General features: G+C 57.8%; 19 protein-coding genes. 9 read left to right on the top strand and 10 right to left on the bottom strand.

Annotated elements, in window-relative coordinates; all coding sequences use genetic code 11:
• Positions 1-54 precede the first annotated feature (54 nt).
• The 7 genes from EBB79_RS07355 (at position 55) to EBB79_RS07325 (ending at position 8,209) form a co-directional block, all read left to right on the top strand.
• Positions 55-1,836, top strand: a complete 1,782-nt coding sequence (locus EBB79_RS07355; RefSeq protein WP_127748301.1) for an acyl-CoA dehydrogenase C-terminal domain-containing protein — start codon at positions 55-57, stop codon at positions 1,834-1,836.
• A gap of 54 nt (positions 1,837-1,890) precedes the next feature.
• Positions 1,891-2,103: a hypothetical protein gene (locus EBB79_RS07350; RefSeq protein WP_127748300.1), complete on the top strand. Its 213-nt coding sequence runs from the start codon at positions 1,891-1,893 to the stop codon at positions 2,101-2,103.
• Between the two features lie 35 nt (positions 2,104-2,138).
• A complete protein-coding gene (locus EBB79_RS07345) occupies positions 2,139-3,296 on the top strand; it encodes an acyl-CoA dehydrogenase family protein (protein ID WP_127748299.1) in 1,158 nt (385 codons plus the stop codon).
• Between the two features lie 279 nt (positions 3,297-3,575).
• Positions 3,576-4,208, top strand: coding sequence for a glutathione S-transferase family protein (locus EBB79_RS07340; RefSeq protein WP_127748298.1), 633 nt, complete (start codon positions 3,576-3,578; stop codon positions 4,206-4,208).
• 109 nt (positions 4,209-4,317) lie between these two features.
• On the top strand, positions 4,318-5,529 hold the full coding sequence (locus tag EBB79_RS07335; RefSeq protein WP_127748297.1) for an acetyl-CoA C-acetyltransferase: 1,212 nt from the start codon (positions 4,318-4,320) through the stop codon (positions 5,527-5,529).
• Entirely contained in the window at positions 5,529-6,014 is a 486-nt protein-coding gene (locus EBB79_RS07330) for a cupin domain-containing protein (RefSeq protein ID WP_127748296.1), read from the top strand. The genes EBB79_RS07335 and EBB79_RS07330 overlap by 1 nt, the downstream gene beginning before the upstream one ends.
• On the top strand, positions 6,011-8,209 hold the full coding sequence (locus EBB79_RS07325; protein ID WP_127748295.1) for a 3-hydroxyacyl-CoA dehydrogenase NAD-binding domain-containing protein: 2,199 nt from the start codon (positions 6,011-6,013) through the stop codon (positions 8,207-8,209). Before EBB79_RS07330 ends, EBB79_RS07325 begins: the two co-directional genes overlap by 4 nt.
• 134 nt (positions 8,210-8,343) lie before the next feature.
• Here the strand turns inward: EBB79_RS07325 and EBB79_RS07320 are convergent, their stop codons facing one another.
• From EBB79_RS07320 to EBB79_RS07310, 3 genes are all read right to left on the bottom strand, one after another.
• Positions 8,344-9,030, bottom strand: coding sequence for a Hint domain-containing protein (locus tag EBB79_RS07320; protein ID WP_127748294.1), 687 nt, complete (start codon positions 9,028-9,030; stop codon positions 8,344-8,346).
• A 198-nt stretch (positions 9,031-9,228) separates the two neighbouring features.
• On the bottom strand, positions 9,229-9,894 hold the full coding sequence (locus tag EBB79_RS07315; protein ID WP_127748293.1) for a sulfotransferase family 2 domain-containing protein: 666 nt from the start codon (positions 9,892-9,894) through the stop codon (positions 9,229-9,231).
• 82 nt (positions 9,895-9,976) lie between these two features.
• The gene (locus EBB79_RS07310) at positions 9,977-10,900 is read right to left on the bottom strand and encodes a DMT family transporter (protein ID WP_127748292.1); all 924 of its coding nucleotides are present in this window, start codon (positions 10,898-10,900) and stop codon (positions 9,977-9,979) included.
• 76 nt (positions 10,901-10,976) lie between these two features.
• On the opposite strand from EBB79_RS07310, the gene EBB79_RS07305 reads away from it, so the two are divergent.
• Entirely contained in the window at positions 10,977-12,605 is a 1,629-nt protein-coding gene (locus EBB79_RS07305; RefSeq protein ID WP_127748291.1) for an AMP-binding protein, read from the top strand.
• A gap of 109 nt (positions 12,606-12,714) precedes the next feature.
• A complete protein-coding gene (locus EBB79_RS07300; protein ID WP_127748290.1) occupies positions 12,715-13,725 on the top strand; it encodes a hypothetical protein in 1,011 nt (336 codons plus the stop codon).
• 1 nt (position 13,726) lies between these two features.
• On the opposite strand, the gene EBB79_RS07295 is transcribed toward EBB79_RS07300, so the two are convergent.
• The 7 genes from EBB79_RS07295 to EBB79_RS07265 form a co-directional block, all read right to left on the bottom strand.
• Entirely contained in the window at positions 13,727-15,016 is a 1,290-nt protein-coding gene (locus tag EBB79_RS07295) for an SPOR domain-containing protein (RefSeq protein ID WP_127748289.1), read from the bottom strand.
• A gap of 137 nt (positions 15,017-15,153) precedes the next feature.
• On the bottom strand, positions 15,154-15,786 hold the full coding sequence (gene upp, locus EBB79_RS07290; RefSeq protein WP_127748288.1) for a uracil phosphoribosyltransferase: 633 nt from the start codon (positions 15,784-15,786) through the stop codon (positions 15,154-15,156).
• Positions 15,787-16,770 carry an adenosine deaminase gene (locus EBB79_RS07285; RefSeq protein WP_127748287.1) on the bottom strand — a complete coding sequence of 328 codons (984 nt, stop codon included), beginning with the start codon at positions 16,768-16,770 and terminating at the stop codon, positions 15,787-15,789. It lies immediately after the preceding gene.
• On the bottom strand, positions 16,767-17,978 hold the full coding sequence (locus EBB79_RS07280) for a phosphopentomutase (protein WP_127748286.1): 1,212 nt from the start codon (positions 17,976-17,978) through the stop codon (positions 16,767-16,769). Before EBB79_RS07280 ends, EBB79_RS07285 begins: the two co-directional genes overlap by 4 nt.
• The gene (locus EBB79_RS07275; RefSeq protein ID WP_127748285.1) at positions 17,978-19,282 is read right to left on the bottom strand and encodes a thymidine phosphorylase; all 1,305 of its coding nucleotides are present in this window, start codon (positions 19,280-19,282) and stop codon (positions 17,978-17,980) included. Before EBB79_RS07275 ends, EBB79_RS07280 begins: the two co-directional genes overlap by 1 nt.
• Positions 19,283-19,286: 4 nt before the next feature.
• The gene (locus tag EBB79_RS07270) at positions 19,287-19,679 is read right to left on the bottom strand and encodes a cytidine deaminase (RefSeq protein ID WP_127748284.1); all 393 of its coding nucleotides are present in this window, start codon (positions 19,677-19,679) and stop codon (positions 19,287-19,289) included.
• Positions 19,676-20,767, bottom strand: a complete 1,092-nt coding sequence (locus EBB79_RS07265) for a cupin (RefSeq protein WP_127748283.1) — start codon at positions 20,765-20,767, stop codon at positions 19,676-19,678. Before EBB79_RS07265 ends, EBB79_RS07270 begins: the two co-directional genes overlap by 4 nt.
• Positions 20,768-20,881: the final 114 nt, after the last annotated feature.

Here is a 20,881-nt window from a genome sequence, read left to right as displayed (position 1 = left end):
ACCAGCAGAGTGGCCGCCAAGACACCGCTGTATCCAGAGATCAAAGAGGCCCCAATGCCCGTTTACAACGCCCCCATCAAAGACATGCAATTCCTGTTGCACGACGTGCTGAACGTCACCGCCTCTAGTGTGCCTGGTTATGACGAGCTGGACGCGGATTTCACCAATGCGATCCTGGAAGAAGCCGGCAAAATTGCTGGCGAGGTTCTGCAACCGCTGAACACGGTTGGTGACACCGAAGGCTGCACGCTGGAAAACGGTGTTGTCCGCACTCCAACCGGGTTCAAGGCTGCATTTGAGCAAATGAAAGACGGCGGTTGGACCGGGCTGGATATGCCCGAGCAGTACGGCGGTCAGAACATGCCCTATGTCATGGGCACCGCCGTCGGCGAGATGTTCTCGGGCGCCAATCAGGCCTTTGTGATGTATCAGGGCCTGACCCATGGTGCGGCTTCGGCCATTCTGGCCCATGGCACTGACCAGCAAAAAGACACCTACCTGCCCAAGATGGTCGCCTGCGACTGGACCGGCACCATGAACCTGACTGAACCGCATTGCGGCACTGACCTTGGCCTGATGCGCACCAAGGCCGAGCCACAGGAAAACGGCAGTTACAAGATTTCCGGCCAAAAGATCTTTATCTCAGCCGGCGAACACGACATGGCTGACAACATCATCCATCTGGTGCTGGCCAAGATCCCCGGTGGACCGGACGGTATCAAAGGCGTGTCGCTGTTCATCGTGCCCAAATTCATGGTCAATGACGATGGCAGTCTGGGCGCGCGCAACGGCGTGTCAGTAGGCAATATCGAAAAGAAAATGGGCATCCACGGCAATTCGACCTGTGTGATGAACTATGACGAGGCAACCGGCTATTTGCTGGGCGACCTTCATAAAGGCATGCGCGCCATGTTCACCATGATGAACGAGGCCCGTCTGGGTGTCGGCATGCAGGGTGTATCCCAGGCCGAAGCGGCCTATCAGAATGCAGTGATCTATGCCAAGGATCGCCTGCAGGGCCGCGATGTCACCGGGGTCAAAAACCCGGACGGCCCCGCAGATCCGCTGATCGTGCACCCCGATATCCGCCGTTCGCTGATGGATCAAAAAAGCTTTACAGAGGGCGGCCGTGCCTTTTTGCTTTGGGGCGCCTCGATGATCGACGCCGCCCATCGCAGCGCGGACAAAGACGCCGATGGGTTGGTGTCGCTGCTGACCCCGGTCATCAAAGGCTTCCTGACGGACGAAGGCTATGACATGACCGTGCGTGCGCAGCAGGTATATGGCGGCCACGGCTATATCGAAGAGCATGGCATGAGCCAGTTCACCCGCGATGCCCGGATTGCCCAGATCTATGAAGGCGCCAATGGTGTTCAGGCGCTGGATCTGGTGGGTCGAAAGCTCGCCGTTGATGGCGGCAAGCACGTTATGGCGTTCTTTGAGCTGGTGAAAACCTTCTGCAAAGACAACGGTGATATCTCAGAGCAGTTTAGCGCTGACTTCATCACTCCGCTGAAGGCTGCCAGCAAGGATCTGCAGGCTGCGGGTATGTATTTCATGCAAAACGGCATGAAGAACCCCAATAACGCGCTGGCCGGGTCTTACGACTTCATGCACATGTTCGGTCACGTTTGCCTTGGCCTGATGTGGGCACAGATGGGTAAAGCAGCCCTGGGCGCATTGGACAGCGGCGCATCTGACGCCGCGTTCTATGAGACAAAGCTGACAACAGGCCGGTATTATATGGCACGTCGCCTGCCGGCCACCACCATGCACTTGGCCCGCATTACCAGCGGAGCGGACACAGTGATGGCCCTGCAGGCTGACCAATTTTAAACCGGGATAGCGGGGAATTCCCCCGCTTTTCCACCCATATTCCAAGGACCTGACATGCCCAAGCGGTTTCGCCTGACTCGACGCTTTCCTGTTGCAATGACCGAAGATGGCTATCGCCGTCTCAAACGGTTTGCATCCGAGGCCGGTCTGGACGAGGGCGAGGCCCTGTCGTTCTTGTTTGAGAACTTCGACAGCGTCACCGACACAGAAAACCTGACCCACCGGCTGCGCCTGTTCAACGCCGATCTGGAAGACAGAAAACGATAGGCAAGCGCCAAAACGAGCGCACCTAGGGGAGAGACATGACTTTAGCGAGTAACACACAGTCCGCCTGGAAAACCGACGAGCACCAGATGCTGGCCGATATGACAGCCCAGTTCATCACCAACGAATGGATGCCCAAATATGATGCTTGGCGCAAACAGGGCATGATGGACCGCTCGACCTGGGATCAGGCCGGAGCGCTGGGCCTGCTATGCCCTTCGATCCCGGAAGAATACGGTGGTGCAGGTGGTGATTTCGGACATGAAGCCGTAATCCTGATCGAAGGCAGCCGTGCCAATCTGGCCAGCTGGGGTGCGGGTATTCATTCTGGCATCGTTGCCCATTACATCTTGGCCTACGGCAGCGAAGAGCAAAAGCAACGCTGGCTGCCCCGGATGGTCTCGGGCGAGATGGTCGGCGCACTTGCGATGACCGAACCCTCGACCGGGTCGGACGTGCAGCGGATCAAGACCAAGGCAATCCGCGATGGCAACGCCTACCGCCTGAGCGGGCAAAAGACGTTCATCACCAATGGCCAGCACGCAAATCTGATCATTGTCGCAGCCAAAACCGACCCGTCACTGGGGTCAAAAGGCGTCTCGCTGGTGGTTGTCGAAACCGACGGGGCCGCCGGCTTTCAGCGTGGTCGCAACCTCGACAAAATTGGACAACACGCAGCGGACACATCAGAACTGTTCTTTGACAGTGTTGAAATCCCGCCAGAAAACATCCTGGGCAACGCCGAGGGTCAGGGCTTTTATCAGATGATGCAGCAATTGCCGCAGGAACGTTTGATCATCGCGGCTGGTGCAATTGGCGCAATGGAAGGTGCTGTGGAACGAACCATTGCCTATTGCAAAGAGCGCGAGGCTTTTGGCGGACCATTGACCCAATTCCAGAATACACGTTTCAAACTGGTGGAGTGCCTGACCAAGACTAAAGTGGCGCGCGCGTTCTTTGACGAATGCATGGCGGACCATTTGCGCGGCGAGTTGACTGTCGAAAAAGCTGCTATGGCGAAATACTGGATCACTGATACTCAAGGTGAAGTATTGGATGAATGCCTGCAAATGCATGGTGGCTATGGGTTCATGCAAGAATACGCAGTGGCTGAAATGTGGACGGACGCAAGGGTGCAACGGATTTACGGTGGCACGAATGAGATCATGAAAGAACTGATTTCGAGGTCATTGTGACACAGACAAAGCTTTCCCCAGCCGCATATGTAAGGTGCCTCCGGCGGGAGTATTTCAGAAAAGATGAAGGGACGGCAACACCCTTGCCTACAGGCTCGACCCCATCAGGCAAGGGCGCCTTCACCTTTTGCGGTCATCGGCTCTCCAGCCTGTACCGCACTGCCACATTATTGCCATCATGGTTAACGAACCCTGAAAGACTTCATCTTTTTTTGAAATACTCCACGGGGGTGCGGGGGTGTGAAACCCCCGCTGCCTTGCCAATCAAGAGGAGCAATTATGACTATTAAACTGCATTGTTTTGGCGAGAGTGGCCATTCGTATAAGGCCGCTCTGGCGCTTGAACTGTCAGGCTTGGACTGGGAGCCAGTATTCGTTGATTTTTTTGGAGGCGTTCACCGCTCAAGCGAGTACCGCGACATGAATGTCATGGCCGAAGCCCCTGTTATGATAGATGGCGATACCCGCTTGTCTCAGTCCGGTGTCATTCAGCAATATGTCACTGACAAAACCGGAAAATTCGGCGGTGCAGCGGAGGACAAATATGAGGTTCTACGTTGGGTTCTGTGGGACAATCACAAACTGTCCAGCCAGATTGGCATGACCCGGTTTCTGATCAATTTCATACCCGAAGATAAGCGCCCTGTCGATGTCATCGGGTTCATGAAAGGGCGGTTAAAGGCGGCCTTTAAAACACTAGATCACCACCTTGAGGGTCGGGATTGGATAGTCGGAGACGGGCTGACCAACGCGGATCTGACCTGCTGTGGCTATCTGTATTACCCCGAGCCTTTTGGTTTTGAGCGCGCCGGTTACCCGAATATTGATGCATGGCTTACCCGCATCAGTGCCCTGCCCGGCTGGAAACACCCCTATGACCTGATGCCCGGAAATCCTTCGGACCGCGTTTGAAGAGGCCGCGAATGACACAAGCTTTTAATAACGACGCGCTGCACCATGCGGAAGGCACGTCAAAACGACTTAACCGGATTGCACAGAAATCCAAAGCCGGAGCAATAACATGACAGAAGCCTACATATATGACGCGCTGCGCACCCCCCGTGGCAAAGGCCGCAAAGATGGTAGCCTGCACGAGGTGACCTCGCTGCGACTGTCCGCTCTAACTCTGAATGCGGTCAAGGAGCGCAACAATCTGGACGGTCACGCCGTTGAGGACGTGATCTGGGGCAATGTCACCCAGGTGATGGAACAGGGCGGCTGTCTGGCGCGCTCGGCTGTTTTGGCTTCCGATCTGGATGAACGCATTCCGGGACTGGCCATCAACCGGTTCTGTGCCTCGGGCATGGAAGCGGTCAATCTGGCGGCAAACCAAATCAAGGGCGGCGCGGGCAATGCCTATATCGCCGGTGGCGTCGAAATGATGGGGCGCGTGCCGATGGGCAGTGATGGCGCGGCCATTGCGGTCGATCCGACACTTGCGATGGAGCAGTATTTTGTACCGCAGGGTATCTCGGCGGACATCATTGCTACCGAATACGGTTTCACCCGTGATCAGGCCGACGCGCTGGCGGTTGAATCGCAGCGGCGCGCAGCGGCAGCTTGGGACGATGGGCGATTTGACAAATCGGTCATTACTGTACGCGACCAGAACGGCTTGCCGATGCTGGACCGTGACGAATACATGCGGCCGCAGACTGACATGCAGTCGCTGGGAGGGTTGAACCCTGCCTTCCAGATGATGGGCGAGCAGATGCCCGGATTTGATAAGATTGCGATGATGAAATACCCGCATCTGGAGCGGATCAACCATATCCACCACGCTGGTAACTCCTCTGGTATTGTCGACGGCGCCGCCGCGGTTCTGATCGGCAACAAAGAGTTCGGCGAAGAATACGGGCTGACCCCGCGCGCAAAGATCAAAGCCACCGGCAAAATCGGTACTGATCCTACCATCATGCTGACCGGCCCGGTGCCGGTGACGCAGAAAATCCTGGCTGACAACGGCATGGTGATCGGTGACATCGACCTGTTTGAGGTCAACGAGGCCTTTGCCGCCGTTGTGCTGCGGTTCCAGCAGGCATTTGATGTCGACCCCAACGTGGTCAACGTCAATGGTGGCTCCATCGCTATGGGTCACCCGCTGGGCGCCACCGGCGCCATCATCATCGGCGCACTTCTGGACGAGCTGGAACGTCAGGACAAAGAAGTTGGCCTGGCCACGCTGTGCATCGCCTCGGGCATGGGTGCCGCAACAATAATCGAGCGTGTCTGATGCCCAAACTCGACCTTTCGCAAATCCCGTTTCGCACCGGCTCGGTCTATCCGGGCAAACTGGCTGAAGCAGTCAAGGGCCGCAGCAGTCAGCGGTTGGGCGATGCCAGCGGTTTGACGCAATACGGTGTCAACATTGTTCGGCTTGAACCCGGCGCGTTGTCCTCTCTGCGCCATTACCACATGGCCCAGGACGAGTTCGTGATGATCACTGAAGGGGCCTGTACCCTGATCGATGATGACGGCGAACATGACATGCTGCCCGGCGATTGCGCCAGCTTTCCGGCTGGCGACGCCAATGGCCATCATCTGGTGAATAAAACTGACGCGCCTGCTGCTTTTTTGGTGGTGGGCACGCACACACAAACAGAGACCGCTGTTTACAGCGACATCGACATGATGGTGGAGATTGTTCCAGACGGAAACTCCTTTACCCGCAAAGACGGCAGCCCGCTGACGGCTGACCAGATCGGAGACGACAAATGACCGATTTTACATATGACGTAGACGCAGATGGCGTGGCCATTGTGACCTGGGACGCCCCCGGCAAGTCGATGAACGTGCTGACCCGCGAGGCCTTTGTGCTGGTTGAGGACTATATCGATCGCGCCCTGGCAGATGACGCCGTCAAAGGTGTGGTGATCACCAGTGGCAAGAAAGACTTTGCTGGCGGAATGGACCTGAATGTTCTGGCCACGATCCGCGATGAATCCGGCGATGATCCGGCCCAGGGCCTGTTTGATTTCACCATGAATGGCCACCGGATCCTGCGCAAACTGGAACGCGCGGGTATGGAGCCCAAGACCAATAAGGGTGGCAAGCCCATTGCCTGTGCCATCACTGGCACCTGCGCCGGCATCGGCACCGAAATTGCACTGGCCTGTCACCACCGGGTGATGACTGACAATCCAAAATCCAAGATCGGGTTGCCGGAAATCATGCTGGGTATCTTCCCCGGCGGCGGCGGCACCATCCGCTATTCGCGTATGGTTGGCGCCATGGCCGCGGCTCCGGTTCTGCTGGAAGGCAAGATGCTGGACCCGAAAAAGGCCAAGAGCGCCCAGTTGATCGACGCCGTTGACGCAGACCCGCTGGAGACCGCGCGCCAATGGGTGCTGAACGCCAAACCTGCCGATATCGTCAAACCCTGGGATGCCAAGGGCTATAAGATGCCAGGTGGCGCACCCTACCATCCTGCCGGTTTCATGACCTTTGTCGGGGCCAGCGCCATGATCAACGGCAAGACTCAGGGCGCCTTTCCGGCGGCCAAGGCGCTGCTGAGCGCGATCTATGAAGGCGCGCTGGTTGATTTTGACAATGCGCTGAAAATCGAGGCGCGCTGGTTTACTCATGTTCTGATGAACCCATCGTCATCCGCGATGATCCGCAGCCTGTTCATCAACAAGCAGGCGCTGGAAAAAGGCGCGGTGCGTCCTGACAGTGTCGAGGATCAGTCGGTCCAGAAAATTGGTGTTCTGGGCGCAGGCATGATGGGCGCTGGTATCGCGCTGGTCAGTGCGCAGGCGGGGATGGAAGTGGTGTTGATCGACCGCGATCAAGAGGCAGCCGACAAAGGCAAGGCCTATGCCGCGACCTATATGGACAAGGGCATCAAACGCGGCAAAGCAACGCCCGAGAAGAAAGAGGCGCTGCTGGCACAGATCACTGCCACCCCGGATCTGGAACAGCTGAAAGGCTGTGATCTGATCATCGAGGCGGTGTTTGAAGACCCCGGTGTAAAGGCCGAGATGACCAAGAAGGTCGAGGCGATCATCCCCGAGGATTGCATCTTTGCCTCCAACACCTCGACCCTGCCGATCACCGATCTGGCCGAGGCCTCGGTGCGCCCTGAGCAGTTCATCGGCATCCACTTCTTCTCGCCGGTTGAGAAAATGTTCCTGGTCGAGATTATCAAGGGCGAGAAAACCGGTGATCGCGCTGTGGCCAAGGCGCTGGATTATGTACGTCAGATCCGCAAAACACCCATCGTGGTCAATGACGCGCGGTTCTTCTACTGCAACCGTTGTATCATTCCCTACATCAACGAGGGTGTGCGGATGATCGCCGAGGGTGTTTCGCCCGTGCTGATCGACAACGCGGCGCGTCAGCTTGGGTTCCCGGTTGGGCCGATCCAGTTGACCGATGAGACCTCGATTGATCTGGGCGCTAAGATCGCCCGTGCCACCAAGGCTGCAATGGGCGATGCCTATCCCGAGAGCCCGTCGGATGAGGTCCTGTTCTTCTTTGAAGGGCTTGAGCGCAAGGGGCGCAAGTCGAACGCCGGTTTCTTTGACTACGATGAAAAAGGCAAACGTGTTGAATACTGGAAAGGCGTGCACGACAAGTACCCGCTGGCCGAGGATCAGCCCGACCTGATCGAAGTTCAGGAACGCCTGATGTTCAGCCAGGTGCTGGAAGCGGTACGTGCCCTGGAAGAGGGCGTGTTGGAAGACATCCGCGAGGGCGACGTAGGCGCGGTTCTGGCCTGGGGCTTTGCCCCTTGGTCGGGTGGTCCGCTCAGCTGGCTGGACATCATCGGCACGCCTTATGCGACGGAACGCTGTGATCAACTGGCCGAACAATACGGCGAGCGGTTTGCCTGCCCCCCCTTGCTGCGTGACATGGCTGCCAAAGGGCAAACCTTTTATGGTCGGTTCGATCCGGCGAAAAAGGTAGCATAAGCAACCCAAAAACAGTCGAGGCCATCCCTTAGGGGGTGGCTTTTTTCAATCCGGGTAAACCCACATCCGGCAGACGAAAAAAAGGGACATCTGACCAGCGTCATGCCCCTTTTTGTCAGCCCTGGATCTGCGCCTTATCGTACCGAAACGAACTGGGCCTCACATTGGTTCGCCGCGCTGGCAGGTACATCGGCAGCCCAAAAGGTCTCTTCGGCCATCATGGCAACGATCAGATCCCGCGCCGCGTCCTGCGGCAAGATGCGATACAGCCCGTCGCTAAGTCCGGGCGATTCCAAAATACTGGTGGGTGTCGCACTGAAGCCCAAAAGGCCTGCCTCAAGATAAATGACCTCATCCTGGGCGAACCGGGGCATGACCAGTTCCAGTACTTGCCCTGTGGGGGCCCGGTGAATACCGCGGTAGCCTTCAAGGGCGCAGGCTGGAACGATGGCAAAGGGATCGCCCTGCGCATCCATGGCCAGATCGCTTTCCACCAGGATACCCTGGTCCGGCATCACCCACATGGGCACACGGTTGTGCAGCGCGTCTTGTGGGATGAACATCGGGCATTGCGGGCCCATTTGAAAATCGTCGGACAGCAGAATGGTTTCGCGGTGCAATTCGGTAATTTCCTGCATACCGTGATCAAAGGTCAGCACCCTGTCGCCAACACTCAGCGCTTCGACAAGCCGCCAGCCAAGGTTTGACGCCACGTGGGTGCCAGCAAGGAAACCGCCCTGCCCGGTTGAAACCAACGGGAATTCGGTGTCGGTCCCTGACAGCACGGGAGAAGCCTTGCGTTTGGTGATCCAGTCAAACATCGTCTTTTCCTTCTAAAAAGACGGCCTTGCCCGATGGCAAAAGCGCGTAGTAGTTGCGTCAGTCCCAAAACACTGTGTTTTCAAGCCGCAAGTGGGCCGGAAAAAAGGCATCTCGGGGTCATTGTCGGCGACAAACACCTAACCCCAACAAATTCAGTGGATTAGATGGCTCTCAAGCGACAACAGCTCAATGTCTGACTAAAGGGATAACGGCGAATCGTTAAAAGAGTATTCAAATTGAGCGATATCTTCCGCACAACTCTGCGCCACCGTCTCAGCCGTTTTGATATCGTAGTATTCTCGCCAGTCACGGTGCCGCTTGGAGGCATTGGCCAAAGGTAACTTTAGCTCAAATCCAAGGTGGTCAAACAGCGGCTGTGCATCGGCGGCAAAGTTCTCAAGCCGGATATACAGATCGCATTGTGTGGTCCCGTCCCGATGCCGCATATAAGACGCTGCCGGCGCCCCCCGAAACGAGGCCATGGTTTGTGGATGACAAGTAAAGTCGCAAAATCCCAGGCCCTGCGCAAGGCGCACTGCCGGGTGGTCAAAGCTCTGCTCTTGCAGCCAATGGTAATAGCTGACCGCCCGATCCCAGGGGTTGCGCACCAGTGTAAAGGTGAACAGGCCGCGCAGGTCGTGATCCGGAACCAGCCCTTCGATGTCGGCCAGTGTTGCGTGTTTCCACTTGCGCCCAAAGGTTGGCACGTCCTTGACCCGGTGACGCCGCCGCCGCGCCTTGGGGGTATCGCCCAGCATGATATCGTCAGCCTTCGCCCGCGCCTCTAGCGCCAGAGCAAGGGCGGTGCCGCCGGTCTTGGGGATATGGATGAATACATAAGAGCGGCCGCGGGACAGGATCATGTCGCCACCTTAGAAAACAATGGGATAAATGGGAACCATAGCTTGATGTGGCACTGCCTCTGCGGTCAGTGTGCACTTTTGCTCACCGCGACCGCACCGCGATCGTCGCACCAGCCAGGATAATAAGAGCAATACCAAACATCTGCCACAGGCCGATTTCCTGACCAAACACTATCCATGCAAAGGCAGGCCCGACAATCATCACTGAATATTCGAACACCGCCACAAAAGAGGCCTCGCCCAATTGATAGGCCTTGATGATCAGATACACGCCCAGAACGGAACCGACGGCCTGCACCAGAACCCAATGGGTGATCTCCCAAACGGGCCAGACCCAGCCCCGCGTCACAAAGCCATCGGCACCCTCAGCCACTGGCAACGGCCACAGCTCTAGCATACCCAGACCAACCAACCCCATGACTGCCTGAGCAATCAGCATGCCGAACAGCATCGAAACGGTGCTTTCGCCATCGCACAGGCTGCGCGTGGCAATCGCCCCCAGTGCGTAAAAGAAACCACCGGCAACAGGCAGCAGGATCAACCAATCAAAATTCATCACATTCGGCTGCAAGACAAACAAGACCCCGGCGAAGCCCAGTAACACCGCGAGAACCCGGACTTTGCCAATGCGCATGCCCAGAAACAGGACAGAGATAAGAACAATAAAAATCGGAGAGGTAAACAACCCGGCCAGGGCCTCGGCATAGGGCATCAGTGCCAAGGCTGAAAAGTAGAACATCATCGACACGGCGACCAGAAAGCTGCGCAGCGCCACAGCGCCCCAATTGCGTGGGGCAACTTGTCCCAGGCCAATGGCCGCCAGACCATAGATCAGCGGTATGCTCAGCACGGTTCTCATCAGATAAAATTGCCACAGGCCAACGACTTCGGCCAGCAATGGCACGACATTGTCGATGACACCGATGACGGCCATCGCGGCCAACATGACATTTGCGGCAACGGTTGGAGAGTTTGCGACAGGTGCAGAGAAAACCATGTGTTTCATAGTCTTCCCAATGGCATCAACTTTGCGCACAATCTGGTCTCAAAACGACATACCTAATGATTCTGGGAGGAATTCCATGGGCTGGATGGCAGACGAGACCGGGCTGGGAAAAAATAGTGCAAATCACGTGGCGTTAACGCCTTTGTCGCATTTGCGCCGTGCTGCTGTGGTGTTCAAGGATCATCTGGCGGTGAGCTATGGCACCCACCGCAAGACATATGGCGAATACTACCAACGCTGCAGTCAATTGGCCTCGGGCTTGGTCAAGCTTGGGGTCCAGCCCGGTGACGTTGTGGCAACGCTGATCCCCAACCTGCCCGCCCAGGCTGAGGCGCATTTTGGCGTGCCAGCCTGTAGTGCGGTGGTCAACACCATCAACACCCGGCTGGATGTCGGCACGGTGGCCTATATATTTGACCATGGCGGCGCCAAGGTTGTTCTGGTGGATTCTCAATTTCTGGATCTGGCCGAAGCCGCAGTTGCGGCAATGGAGGGTGCGGCCCCTGTCCTGATCGAAGTTGCTGATGATCAGGCCGGTTGGCATGCCAGCGGTAAACATCAGACCTACGAGGACTTGCTGGCAGGGGGAGACCCAGATTTTGACTGGATCCTGCCCACGGACGAATGGGAAAGCCTGGCGCTGAATTATACCTCGGGCACCACCGGTCGCCCCAAAGGCGTGGTCTATCACCATCGCGGCGCCTATCTGATGACCATGGGCACCGTGGTCTCGTGGCGGATGACCCTGCATCCTGTTTATCTGACCATTGTGCCGATGTTTCACTGCAACGGTTGGAACCACACCTGGATGATGCCGCTGCTGGGCGGCACCGTGGTCTGCTGCCGCGATGTGTCAGCCAAAGCGGTCTACAATGCGATCCATTACGAAGGTGTCACCCATTTTGGCGGCGCCCCGATTGTGCTGAACATGATCGTCAACGCTGTGGATGAAGATCGTCGGAGCTTTGACCATCAGGTCGAGGTCTTCACTGCCGGCGCGCCACCTGCCCCGGCGACCCTCTCTAAAATCGAGGATCTGGGGTTCAACATCACGCAGGTTTACGGCCTGACCGAAACCTATGGCCATGTGACCGAATGTTATTGGAAGGGCGGCGATTGGGATGGGCTGGACAAACCCGGCGTCGCCGCCATCAAGGCCCGGCAAGGCGTGGCCATGCCGATGATGGAACATGTGCTGGTGCGCGACAGCGACCATCAGCCGGTGCCCATGGATGGTGTCACCCAGGGTGAGATCGCCATTCGCGGCAACGCGGTCATGAAGGGGTATCTGAAGAACCCGGAAGCCACCGCCGAGGCCTTTGCCGATGGCTATTTCAATTCCGGTGACATAGCCGTTCAACACCCCGACAGCTATGTGCAAATATCAGACCGGGCCAAGGATATTATCATCTCGGGCGGCGAGAACATCTCGTCCGTCGAAATCGAGGGCGTGTTGATGGGGCATCCGGATGTCAATCTGGCTGCGGTTGTTGCCAAGCCCGACGACAAATGGGGCGAAGTCCCCTGCGCCTTTGTCGAGCTGAAACCGGGAACCAGCCCAAGTGAAGCAGATTTAATCAGCTTTACCCGTCAGACACTTGCCGGTTTCAAAGCGCCTAAAAAGGTTCTATTTCAAGAACTTCCCAAAACATCGACTGGAAAAATCCAGAAGTTTGAGCTGCGTAAACTGGCTGAAGATCTTTGATCTAAGGCAGCCCGCGAAACGAAAACCCTTGGTGGCAAAGCCGTTTGCCGCCGGGGGGGCAACCGTGTTATCCTCGCCCTGTAATTGAGGCACGGGCAAGAATAAGCAGATGACTGCACTCAGGGAATATCAGCGGCTTGAGGCTGCGGGCTTGTGGCGCGCCAGCCCCGAAGACCAGCGTCGCGACGTGATTGTATCGATCGGCGATGCGACGCTGACGATCACCGACATGAAGGACCAACCGGTGGCCCATTGGTCACTGGCGGCTGTGGAACGGCAAAATCCGGGCCAGTTTCCGGCCATTTTCCACCCTGATGGTGACCCCGGTGAGACGCTGGAACTGGGGAAAGACGAAACCGCCATGCTGAATGCAATTGAACGCGTTCAGCAGGCCATTGAAGGCGCGCGTCCGCATCCTGGTCGGCTGCGCTCGGTCAGTGTGTTGGGTGGCCTTGGGCTGGTCGCTGCATTGCTGGTGTTCTGGTTGCCCGGGGCCATGATACGTCACACTGTCAGCGTGGTTCCTGACATTAAGCGCAAAGCCATTGGTCAGGCGCTGATGGGTCGGATTGAACGGGTGTCCGGGCAAGCCTGTGCAACCCCTGAAACGGTGCCCATTCTGGCCAAGCTGGCGGAACGGACCGGAGTTCGGCAAGTTGTTATTCTGCGTGATGGTGTTGCCTCCAGCCTGCACTTGCCGGGCAATATTGTGCTGCTGAACCGCGCGCTGGTCGAAGGCTATGAAGATCCCGCAGTAGCGGCAGGTGCCATCCTAATCGAGCGTGCCCGCGCGCAAGAAAATGACCCGCTCACCGAGGTACTGACCTCTGGTGGTATGCTGGCGTCATTTCGTCTGCTGACCACGGGCAAACTGGATCGCAGCAGTCTGGACAAATACGCTGAAACCATGGTCAGCATGCCCCGGCCGCCAGTTCCTGAAGAAAAAATTCTGGCCACATTTGCACAGGCAGCGATCCCTTCGACACCCTATGCTTACTCACAGGACATCACCGGTGAAAACGTTTTGGGATTGATCGAGGCGGACCCCATGGCAGGTCGCAGCCTGGAGCCGGTGTTGAACGACCGTGACTGGGTGCAACTGCAGAACATCTGCAGCTGAGTTACTTGCTGAGACGTGCACCCGAATAGCCCGCAGCCCGGACCGTCGCCAATGCCGCATTGGCAGTGGCGGTGTCGTTAAACGGTCCCGCCAGAACAACCTTATACGTCTGTCCTTTGCGGGTAACGCTGCCAAGGCGCACGGACAGGCCGCTAGCAGCAAGTTGACGCGCTGCTGCACTTGCCGCCGCGGAATCAGAAAACGTTGCCGCACGGACATAGCGGTTTGGAGTTGGGGCAGACCGCGTTGACAGGCGAAGCACCGGAGCGTTGTCGCTGGCCCCAGCCTGATCAATGGCCGACTGGGTGATCACTGGGCGATCCAGCGGCAAAGCGACGAGCCTGCGGGGGACTGTACGGGTCCAGATCAAATCCGTCTGCGCGTCTCCCTCAGCTGTGCGCATGGCACGCTGTGTATTTAGGCGATCATCTTCTCGATTGGCCAGAACATAGCCCTCCGGAACCTGAACCGTAGCACTGATGATCGCAGGCTTCAGGCCGCGCTCAGCCCGATGAAGGTTTAGGCGGTCGTCATCCCAAACAGAGCGATAGCCACTGGGAACCACCAAAGCCTGACTGTGACGCCGGGCCTGATATACATGAGTTGGCACAACACGTGTATTGGGGGTCAACCGCAGAGATGATTGCGGTGCAAGTCCAGATCCGCTGCCATAGGTCACGGGCGATTGACTTTGTGGCCCACAGCGGGCCCCTTCATTGGAATATTGCCGGCTAATCTCTGACAGATCAGCACAGGCTCCGGCTGCCAGCGCTGGCGTCGGAGCGCGCACAACTGGCGCGACCGCGACGGTTTGCGGGGCTGGCTTGGCCACTCTGACTGGTGCCGGTGTGGTCCTGGCGCTGGTCGTTGTCGCAGTCCGCTGAGGCTTGGTTGGCGCCGGAGATGTCGGTGCGGTGGTGCTAGCCACTGCTGGCGCAGGGCTTGTCTGTGCCGGGGCAGAGGGAGCAGGCTGTTGATCGGATGGCAGTGTGATAATCACCGGTGCCGGACTACTTTGCGATGGGGCACTGGTTGTGCCGGCGACTGCGGTAGGCTGCTGGCCACACAATTGCTTGCGTGCGCGGTTAACCCGGGGAACCCAGGTCACATTGCCGTCCACGCCTGCCCGAATGAACACACAACCCTTGCTGTCGATATATTGCTTTCCCCGGTATGATGTCGGTGGAAATTCAGCCGGAACCCCGGCCCCAGCCTGGGATTGGGCCTGAGCTGCTGGCAGAACAAAGGCGCCTGCCGCAACGGTCAATGCAATAACTCTAGCGATTATCATAGCTGTGCCCCACAAAATATGGGTCAAAGATGCCTGAAAAGTGATTCGGTAGCAAGCACGGTTTGTGGACAATAATGAGGCAATCGCGCAAATAGTTGCGCAATCACCCCAAAATTATTTCCGGAGCTGGCAGCTTTTTACTTGGTGCCAAACATGCGGTCACCCGCATCACCCAGCCCGGGCATGATATAGCCCTTGTCATTCAGCTCACGATCCAGCGAGGCCGTTACAATCTGCACATCCGGATGGGCCTCTTTCATGCGGGCAACGCCCTCGGGCGAGGCCAGCAGGCACAGGAACCGAATATCAGTTGCGCCGGCCTCTTTCAGCAGGTCGATCGCCGCAATCGAGCTGTTGCCGGTGGCCAGCATAGGATCAACCGCAATGACCAACCGATCATCGATGCCTTTGGGCACTTTAAAGTAATATTGCACCGGCTGCAGAGTTTCCTCGTCCCGGTACAAGCCGACAAAGCCAACCCGGGCCGACGGGATCAGTTCAAGCACCCCGTCCAACATGCCGTTGCCAGCCCGCAGGATCGACACCAGCGCCAACTTCTTACCGGCCAGGATCGGCGATTCCATTTCCTCCATCGGGGTTTCAATGGTGGTGGTGGTCAGTGGCATATCGCGGGTGATTTCATAGGCCAGCAATTGGGTGATCTCATGCAGCAACCGACGGAACCCAGCCGTCGACGTGCCCTTGTCCCGCATCAGTGTCAGCTTGTGTTGCACCAAGGGGTGGTCAACGACGGTCAGATGTTCGCTCATTTAGCTCTCCAGTCTTTTCTGCACCCGCTCGCGGGTGGCGTCATCACAAAAAGCGGCTGCCAGGGCGGTCGCATTCAAGGCGGCAAAATCATCAGCATCCCAGCCAAAGGCCTTGTTCAGCATCTCATATTCGCGGCGCATGGTGGTGTGGAAAAAGGGCGGATCATCGGTGGACACCGTGACCTTGACACCCGCATCGCGCAGACGCGCAATAGGATGCGAGGCAAAATCGGGGAACAGACCCAGCACAACGTTGGAGCCGGGGCAGACCTCGAGCACTGTGCCACGGTCGACCAGTTCATGCACCAGATCCGCGTCCTCAAAGGCTCGGACACCGTGGCCAATGCGTTCAACGCCCAAGACCCGAACTGCATCGCGCACGCTTTCGGGGCCGCCAAATTCACCCGCGTGAGTGGTCAGACGCAATCCGGCCTCGCGGGCACAGTCAAAGCTCCAGGCGAAATCTCCCTGCTCGCCCATGCCTTCATTGCCACCCATACCAAAGCCGACAACCCAGTCACCTGCGGTATCAGCCGCACATTGCGCAGCCTTTTTGGCGGTTTCAGCCCCAAAATGGCGCACGCAGGTCACAACACCACGCAGAGTGATGCCAAACCGTTTCTCTGCCTCCTCCGAGGCATCCTGAATGGCCGCCAGATAGTCGCGCCACGCAGCGAGATCGCCGCCACCACAAAAGTCCGGGCTCACAAAGCTTTCGGTGTAAACCACGCCATTGGCGGCGCTTTCTTCAAGAATGGCCAGGGTCAGGCGGCGAAATTCTTCGGGGCCGGTCAGCACTTCGCTGGCGGCCTCATAGACCGACAGGAAGTGGGTGAAATCACGGAAATCATAGCCCCCATCAGCGCGAAAAATGCCGCTGAGGTCCATTTTCTTTTCATGCGCCAACTGACGAATGAACGCCGGAGGGGCCGCCCCCTCGTGGTGCAAGTGCAATTCGATTTTCGGCAAGTCTGCAACGCTCATAAGAAGCTCCTTCCGGGGCCTTCTGACACAACACCAAGATGATCCGCAATGGTTGCGGCAATATCTACATAATGCACCGCGCCAACAGGGCCAGCGCCAAGGCCGGCGATCAACACTGGCACCTGTTCGCGGGTGTGATCCGTCCCCGGCCAGCTGGGGTCGTTGCCATGATCGGCCGTCAGCAACAACATGTCACCTTCGCGCAGATTGGCAATGATCTTGCCGATTTCGCCGTCAAACCACTCTAGTGCACGGGCATACCCTGAGATGTCCCGGCGGTGGCCATACAGGCTGTCAAATTCAACAAAATTGGCGAAGGTCAGACTGCCGTCAGTGGCATTTTGCACCCGCTCGGACAGATGATCGATCAGCGTAGCATCCGCCCCCTTTTGCAAGGTATCGATACCCTGCATTGTAAAGATGTCGCCAATCTTGCCGATCGCATGCACCGCACCACCTGCGTTCTGTACCCAATTGGTCAGTACCGGCGCTGGTGGCGTTATGGCAAAGTCGCGCCGGTTGGTGGTGCGGGTGAACCCGTCAAGCGCATTGCCCACAAAGGGGCGCGCGATGACCCGGCCAACCTTCATCTTGTGCAGATGTGGCGCGATGGTCCGGCACAGATCCAGCAGCCGATCCAGACCAAATGTCTCTTCGTGGGCAGCAATCTGCATCACGGAATCCGCCGAGGTATAGACAATCGGCTTGCCGGTTTGCATGTGCTCCTCGCCCAGGCGCTCGATGATCGCGGTGCCTGGCGCATGACAATCGCCCAGGATACCGACTACGCCTGCGGCCTGTGCCACATAGTGGCTTAGATCTGGCGGGAATGAGGGCGTGGTATCGGGGAAAAAGCACCAATCCCATGGTACAGGCAGTCCGGCCAGCTCCCAATGACCGGACGGGGTGTCCTTGCCCCGGCTGACCTCGGCAGCGCAGCCCCAACGGCCCTGCGGTTCAGCGTCAAACCCCGGCACCGGAACCGCCGAGGCCAGCCGCAACGCGGCCCCCAGCCCCAGACGCTCTAACGTGGGCAAATTGAGGGGGCCGCTGCGCCCGTCCTCGGCCCGGCCCTCGGCACAGGCCTGCACGATATGCGCCACGGTATTGGCACCAAGATCCGGCAGGTCGCCGTTGAAGAAACGACTGGCATCCGGCGCACCGCCGATGCCGACGGAATCCATCACCACCAAAAAGGCGCGCGGCATCAGGAAATCCTCTCATGAATAAGATCGGGCAGATCAACGGCTTGCGGCGCAATTGTGATCGCTGCGTGCACAGTGGCCTCGGCCATACGGGCAGCGTCTTCGCGGGCGGCATGAACAACGGCGATTGGCGTTCCCTTTTCAACTCTGGCACCCAGGCGTATAAGGCCAGACAGGCCGACCGCAGGATTTACCAAATCACTTTCAACCATCCGTCCGCCGCCCAGACTGACCACGGCGAGGCCCAATGCCTCACCGTCGATAGCAGTGACATAGCCCGCTTGTTTGGCGGTAATTTCCTGGATGACTGTGGCTTCGGGCAGGAACCGTTGCCAGGTGTCGACAAATTTAGCCGGGCCGCCAACAGCGGCGATCATCCGGCCAAACCGCTCAGCCACCTGCCCCCCCGACAGGGCCGCAGTCATGCGGTCAGCCCCGTCCTGCTCGGTTGCGGCAAGACCAGCATCCGCCAGAAGAATACCGCCCAAAACGGCAGTGATTTCCGTCAAAGGCCCCTGCGTTACACCGGTCAGCGCCTTCATGACCTCGGCCACCTCTAGCGCGTTACCCAGTGCAGGTGCCAAGGGCTGGTTCATATCAGTGATCACCGCGGAGGTTTTGCAACCTGCGGCATTGGCAGTCTGGCTGAGCGAGCTTGCCAGAGCGCGGGCTTCGTCGATGGTTTTCATAAACGCGCCCGACCCCAATTTGACATCCAGCACCAGACCATCCGGGCTGGCGGCCAGTTTTTTAGACAGGATCGAGGCCGTGATCAGGTCCAGACTTTCAACCGTCGAGGTCACGTCGCGGATTGCGTAAAGCCGCTTGTCCGCTGGGGCAATCTGGGCAGTGGCGCTGACGATGGCACATCCCGCCTCGTGCATGATCTGCACCAACCGGTCTTGCGGCACCTGAGTTGTCACGCCGGGGATGGATTCCATCTTGTCCAGAGTGCCACCCGTATGACCCAGCCCCCGTCCCGAGATCATCGGCACATAGGCGCCACATTCGGCCAAGGCGGGCGCCAGCAGCAGTGACACGCAATCGCCAACACCACCGGTCGAGTGTTTGTCCAGCACCGGTCCATCCAGATCCCAGTTCAGCACGTCGCCACTGTCGCGCATGGCAAGAGTCAGGGCGCGCCGTCCTTCAGGACCCAGCCCGCGCAGACACACCGCCATGGCAAAGGCACCGGCCTGCGCATCGCTGACCGTGTCATCAGCCAACCCCCGGGCAAACCAGCGCAGCTGATCCTCGGTTGGGGTGTCCCCGCGGCGTAAAGTGGCAATGATAGCGCGCGCGTCCATCTGCTTAGCTCCGGTCCATATGACTGGCATCAAACTTGCCCGGCAACAGGTCGCCGATGGTGGTTACCCGTTCTACCCCATCCGTATTGGCGCAGATCACTTTCACTTCACCGGCGCCAAACTCGGCCAGTTTCTGACGGCAACCGCCACAGGGCGGGGCCGGCATTGGACTGTTGGTAATCACAAAGACCTCGGTCAGCTGGGTTTCACCCGCCGCGACCATAGCCGCAATCGCGCCCGCCTCGGCACAGGTGCCTTCGGGGTAGGCAACGTTTTCAACATTGCAGCCCGCATAAATCTGACCCGAGGCTGCACGGATCGCCGCCCCGACCTTGAAGTTGGAATACGGGGCGTGGGCATTCAGGCGCACAGCGGTGGCAGCGTTTTTCAGGCTCATGTGGTCTCCAAAGTCGTCGTGAAGGTGCCCGGAAGGCTGACCTCCAATAGTTCCAGATCGTCGGTCGCGTCAGACAAACGGGTTTTCATGCCCGGAGGAATGGCGAATGCATCCCCGGAATCAAGACTATATGGCTCACGGCCCTCGCCGTGCAAGGTCACTTGACCCGCCATCACAAAGGCAAACAGAATATCTGTGTCATGGCTGGCAAATGGGCTGTCACCCTTTCCTTTGCGCACCACCTGAACCCCGGCGACACCTTTGGTGTTCTCAGCAATGGTGGTGTCACGGCAGATGAACCCCGGCAGGCGAAAATCCTGCCATTTGCCTGTCTTGCCCTGATTATAGACAAACCGCTGCCCCTGCCATTCACGATCCGGGTCTAGCTTGTCCGTCGGCAGCAGCATGTCATGATCGATTTCGGTGACATGATCCGCAGGGACGCCAATTTCGATCACCTGCAAATCATCGCTGGCCTCGAGTACCCGGTGGCGGATCTCGGGCGGTTGAATAAAACAGTCCCCTGCCGTCAGGCGCATCTTGGGTCCCTGGTCTTCATAGACCACATCAACCCAACCGTGGATGCAAAAGATCAGCTGAAATCCGACCCGGTGGAAATGCACCATATCTGGCACTGGGCCGCCATCGGGAATGCGAATGTGACTGGCGATAATGGATCCGCCCAACCGCGATGGCACCAGATCGCGATAGTGCATCCCTGCACGGCCAATAACCCATGGCGCCTGATCCTTGAGCCTGCGCACCACAAATGAATGCACGGTTTCTGGCATGACCAGCGGCGGATGCCGGTCTTCGATTTCGATCAGCGTCCCATTTGGCGCCGTCAACCGACGCTGGCCACCGGCAAATGCGTCAGGATCATCAGTCAAAATGCGCAATGTTCCCGGGGCCTCTGAAGCCCCCTTTTCTATGCGTAAGCGCAACCCGTGGCCCGAGAACACAGCGACACTGGGATCATCCGCTGGATAAATCGAATCCATTCGCATCCCCAAGACTTTGGAATAAAAGGGAATATCTCTGCGCAGCTCATCCGTTGGCAAGCGCATTTCCGCAATTGTTTCACTCATCTTTCACCCCTAAATATTTCAAGCCTAAAGTATTTCAATTGAATACTGCAAAGATTAGGTACAAAATTCAAGAAGTCATACCAAATTGTGCTATGTAAATCCTCTATTTCCCCG

The organism is Parasedimentitalea marina (assembly GCF_004006175.1).
Taxonomy (GTDB): domain Bacteria; phylum Pseudomonadota; class Alphaproteobacteria; order Rhodobacterales; family Rhodobacteraceae; genus Parasedimentitalea; species Parasedimentitalea marina.
The sequence above is the reverse complement of the archived record's forward strand: the minus strand, read 5'-3'. Positions and strand labels throughout refer to the sequence as shown.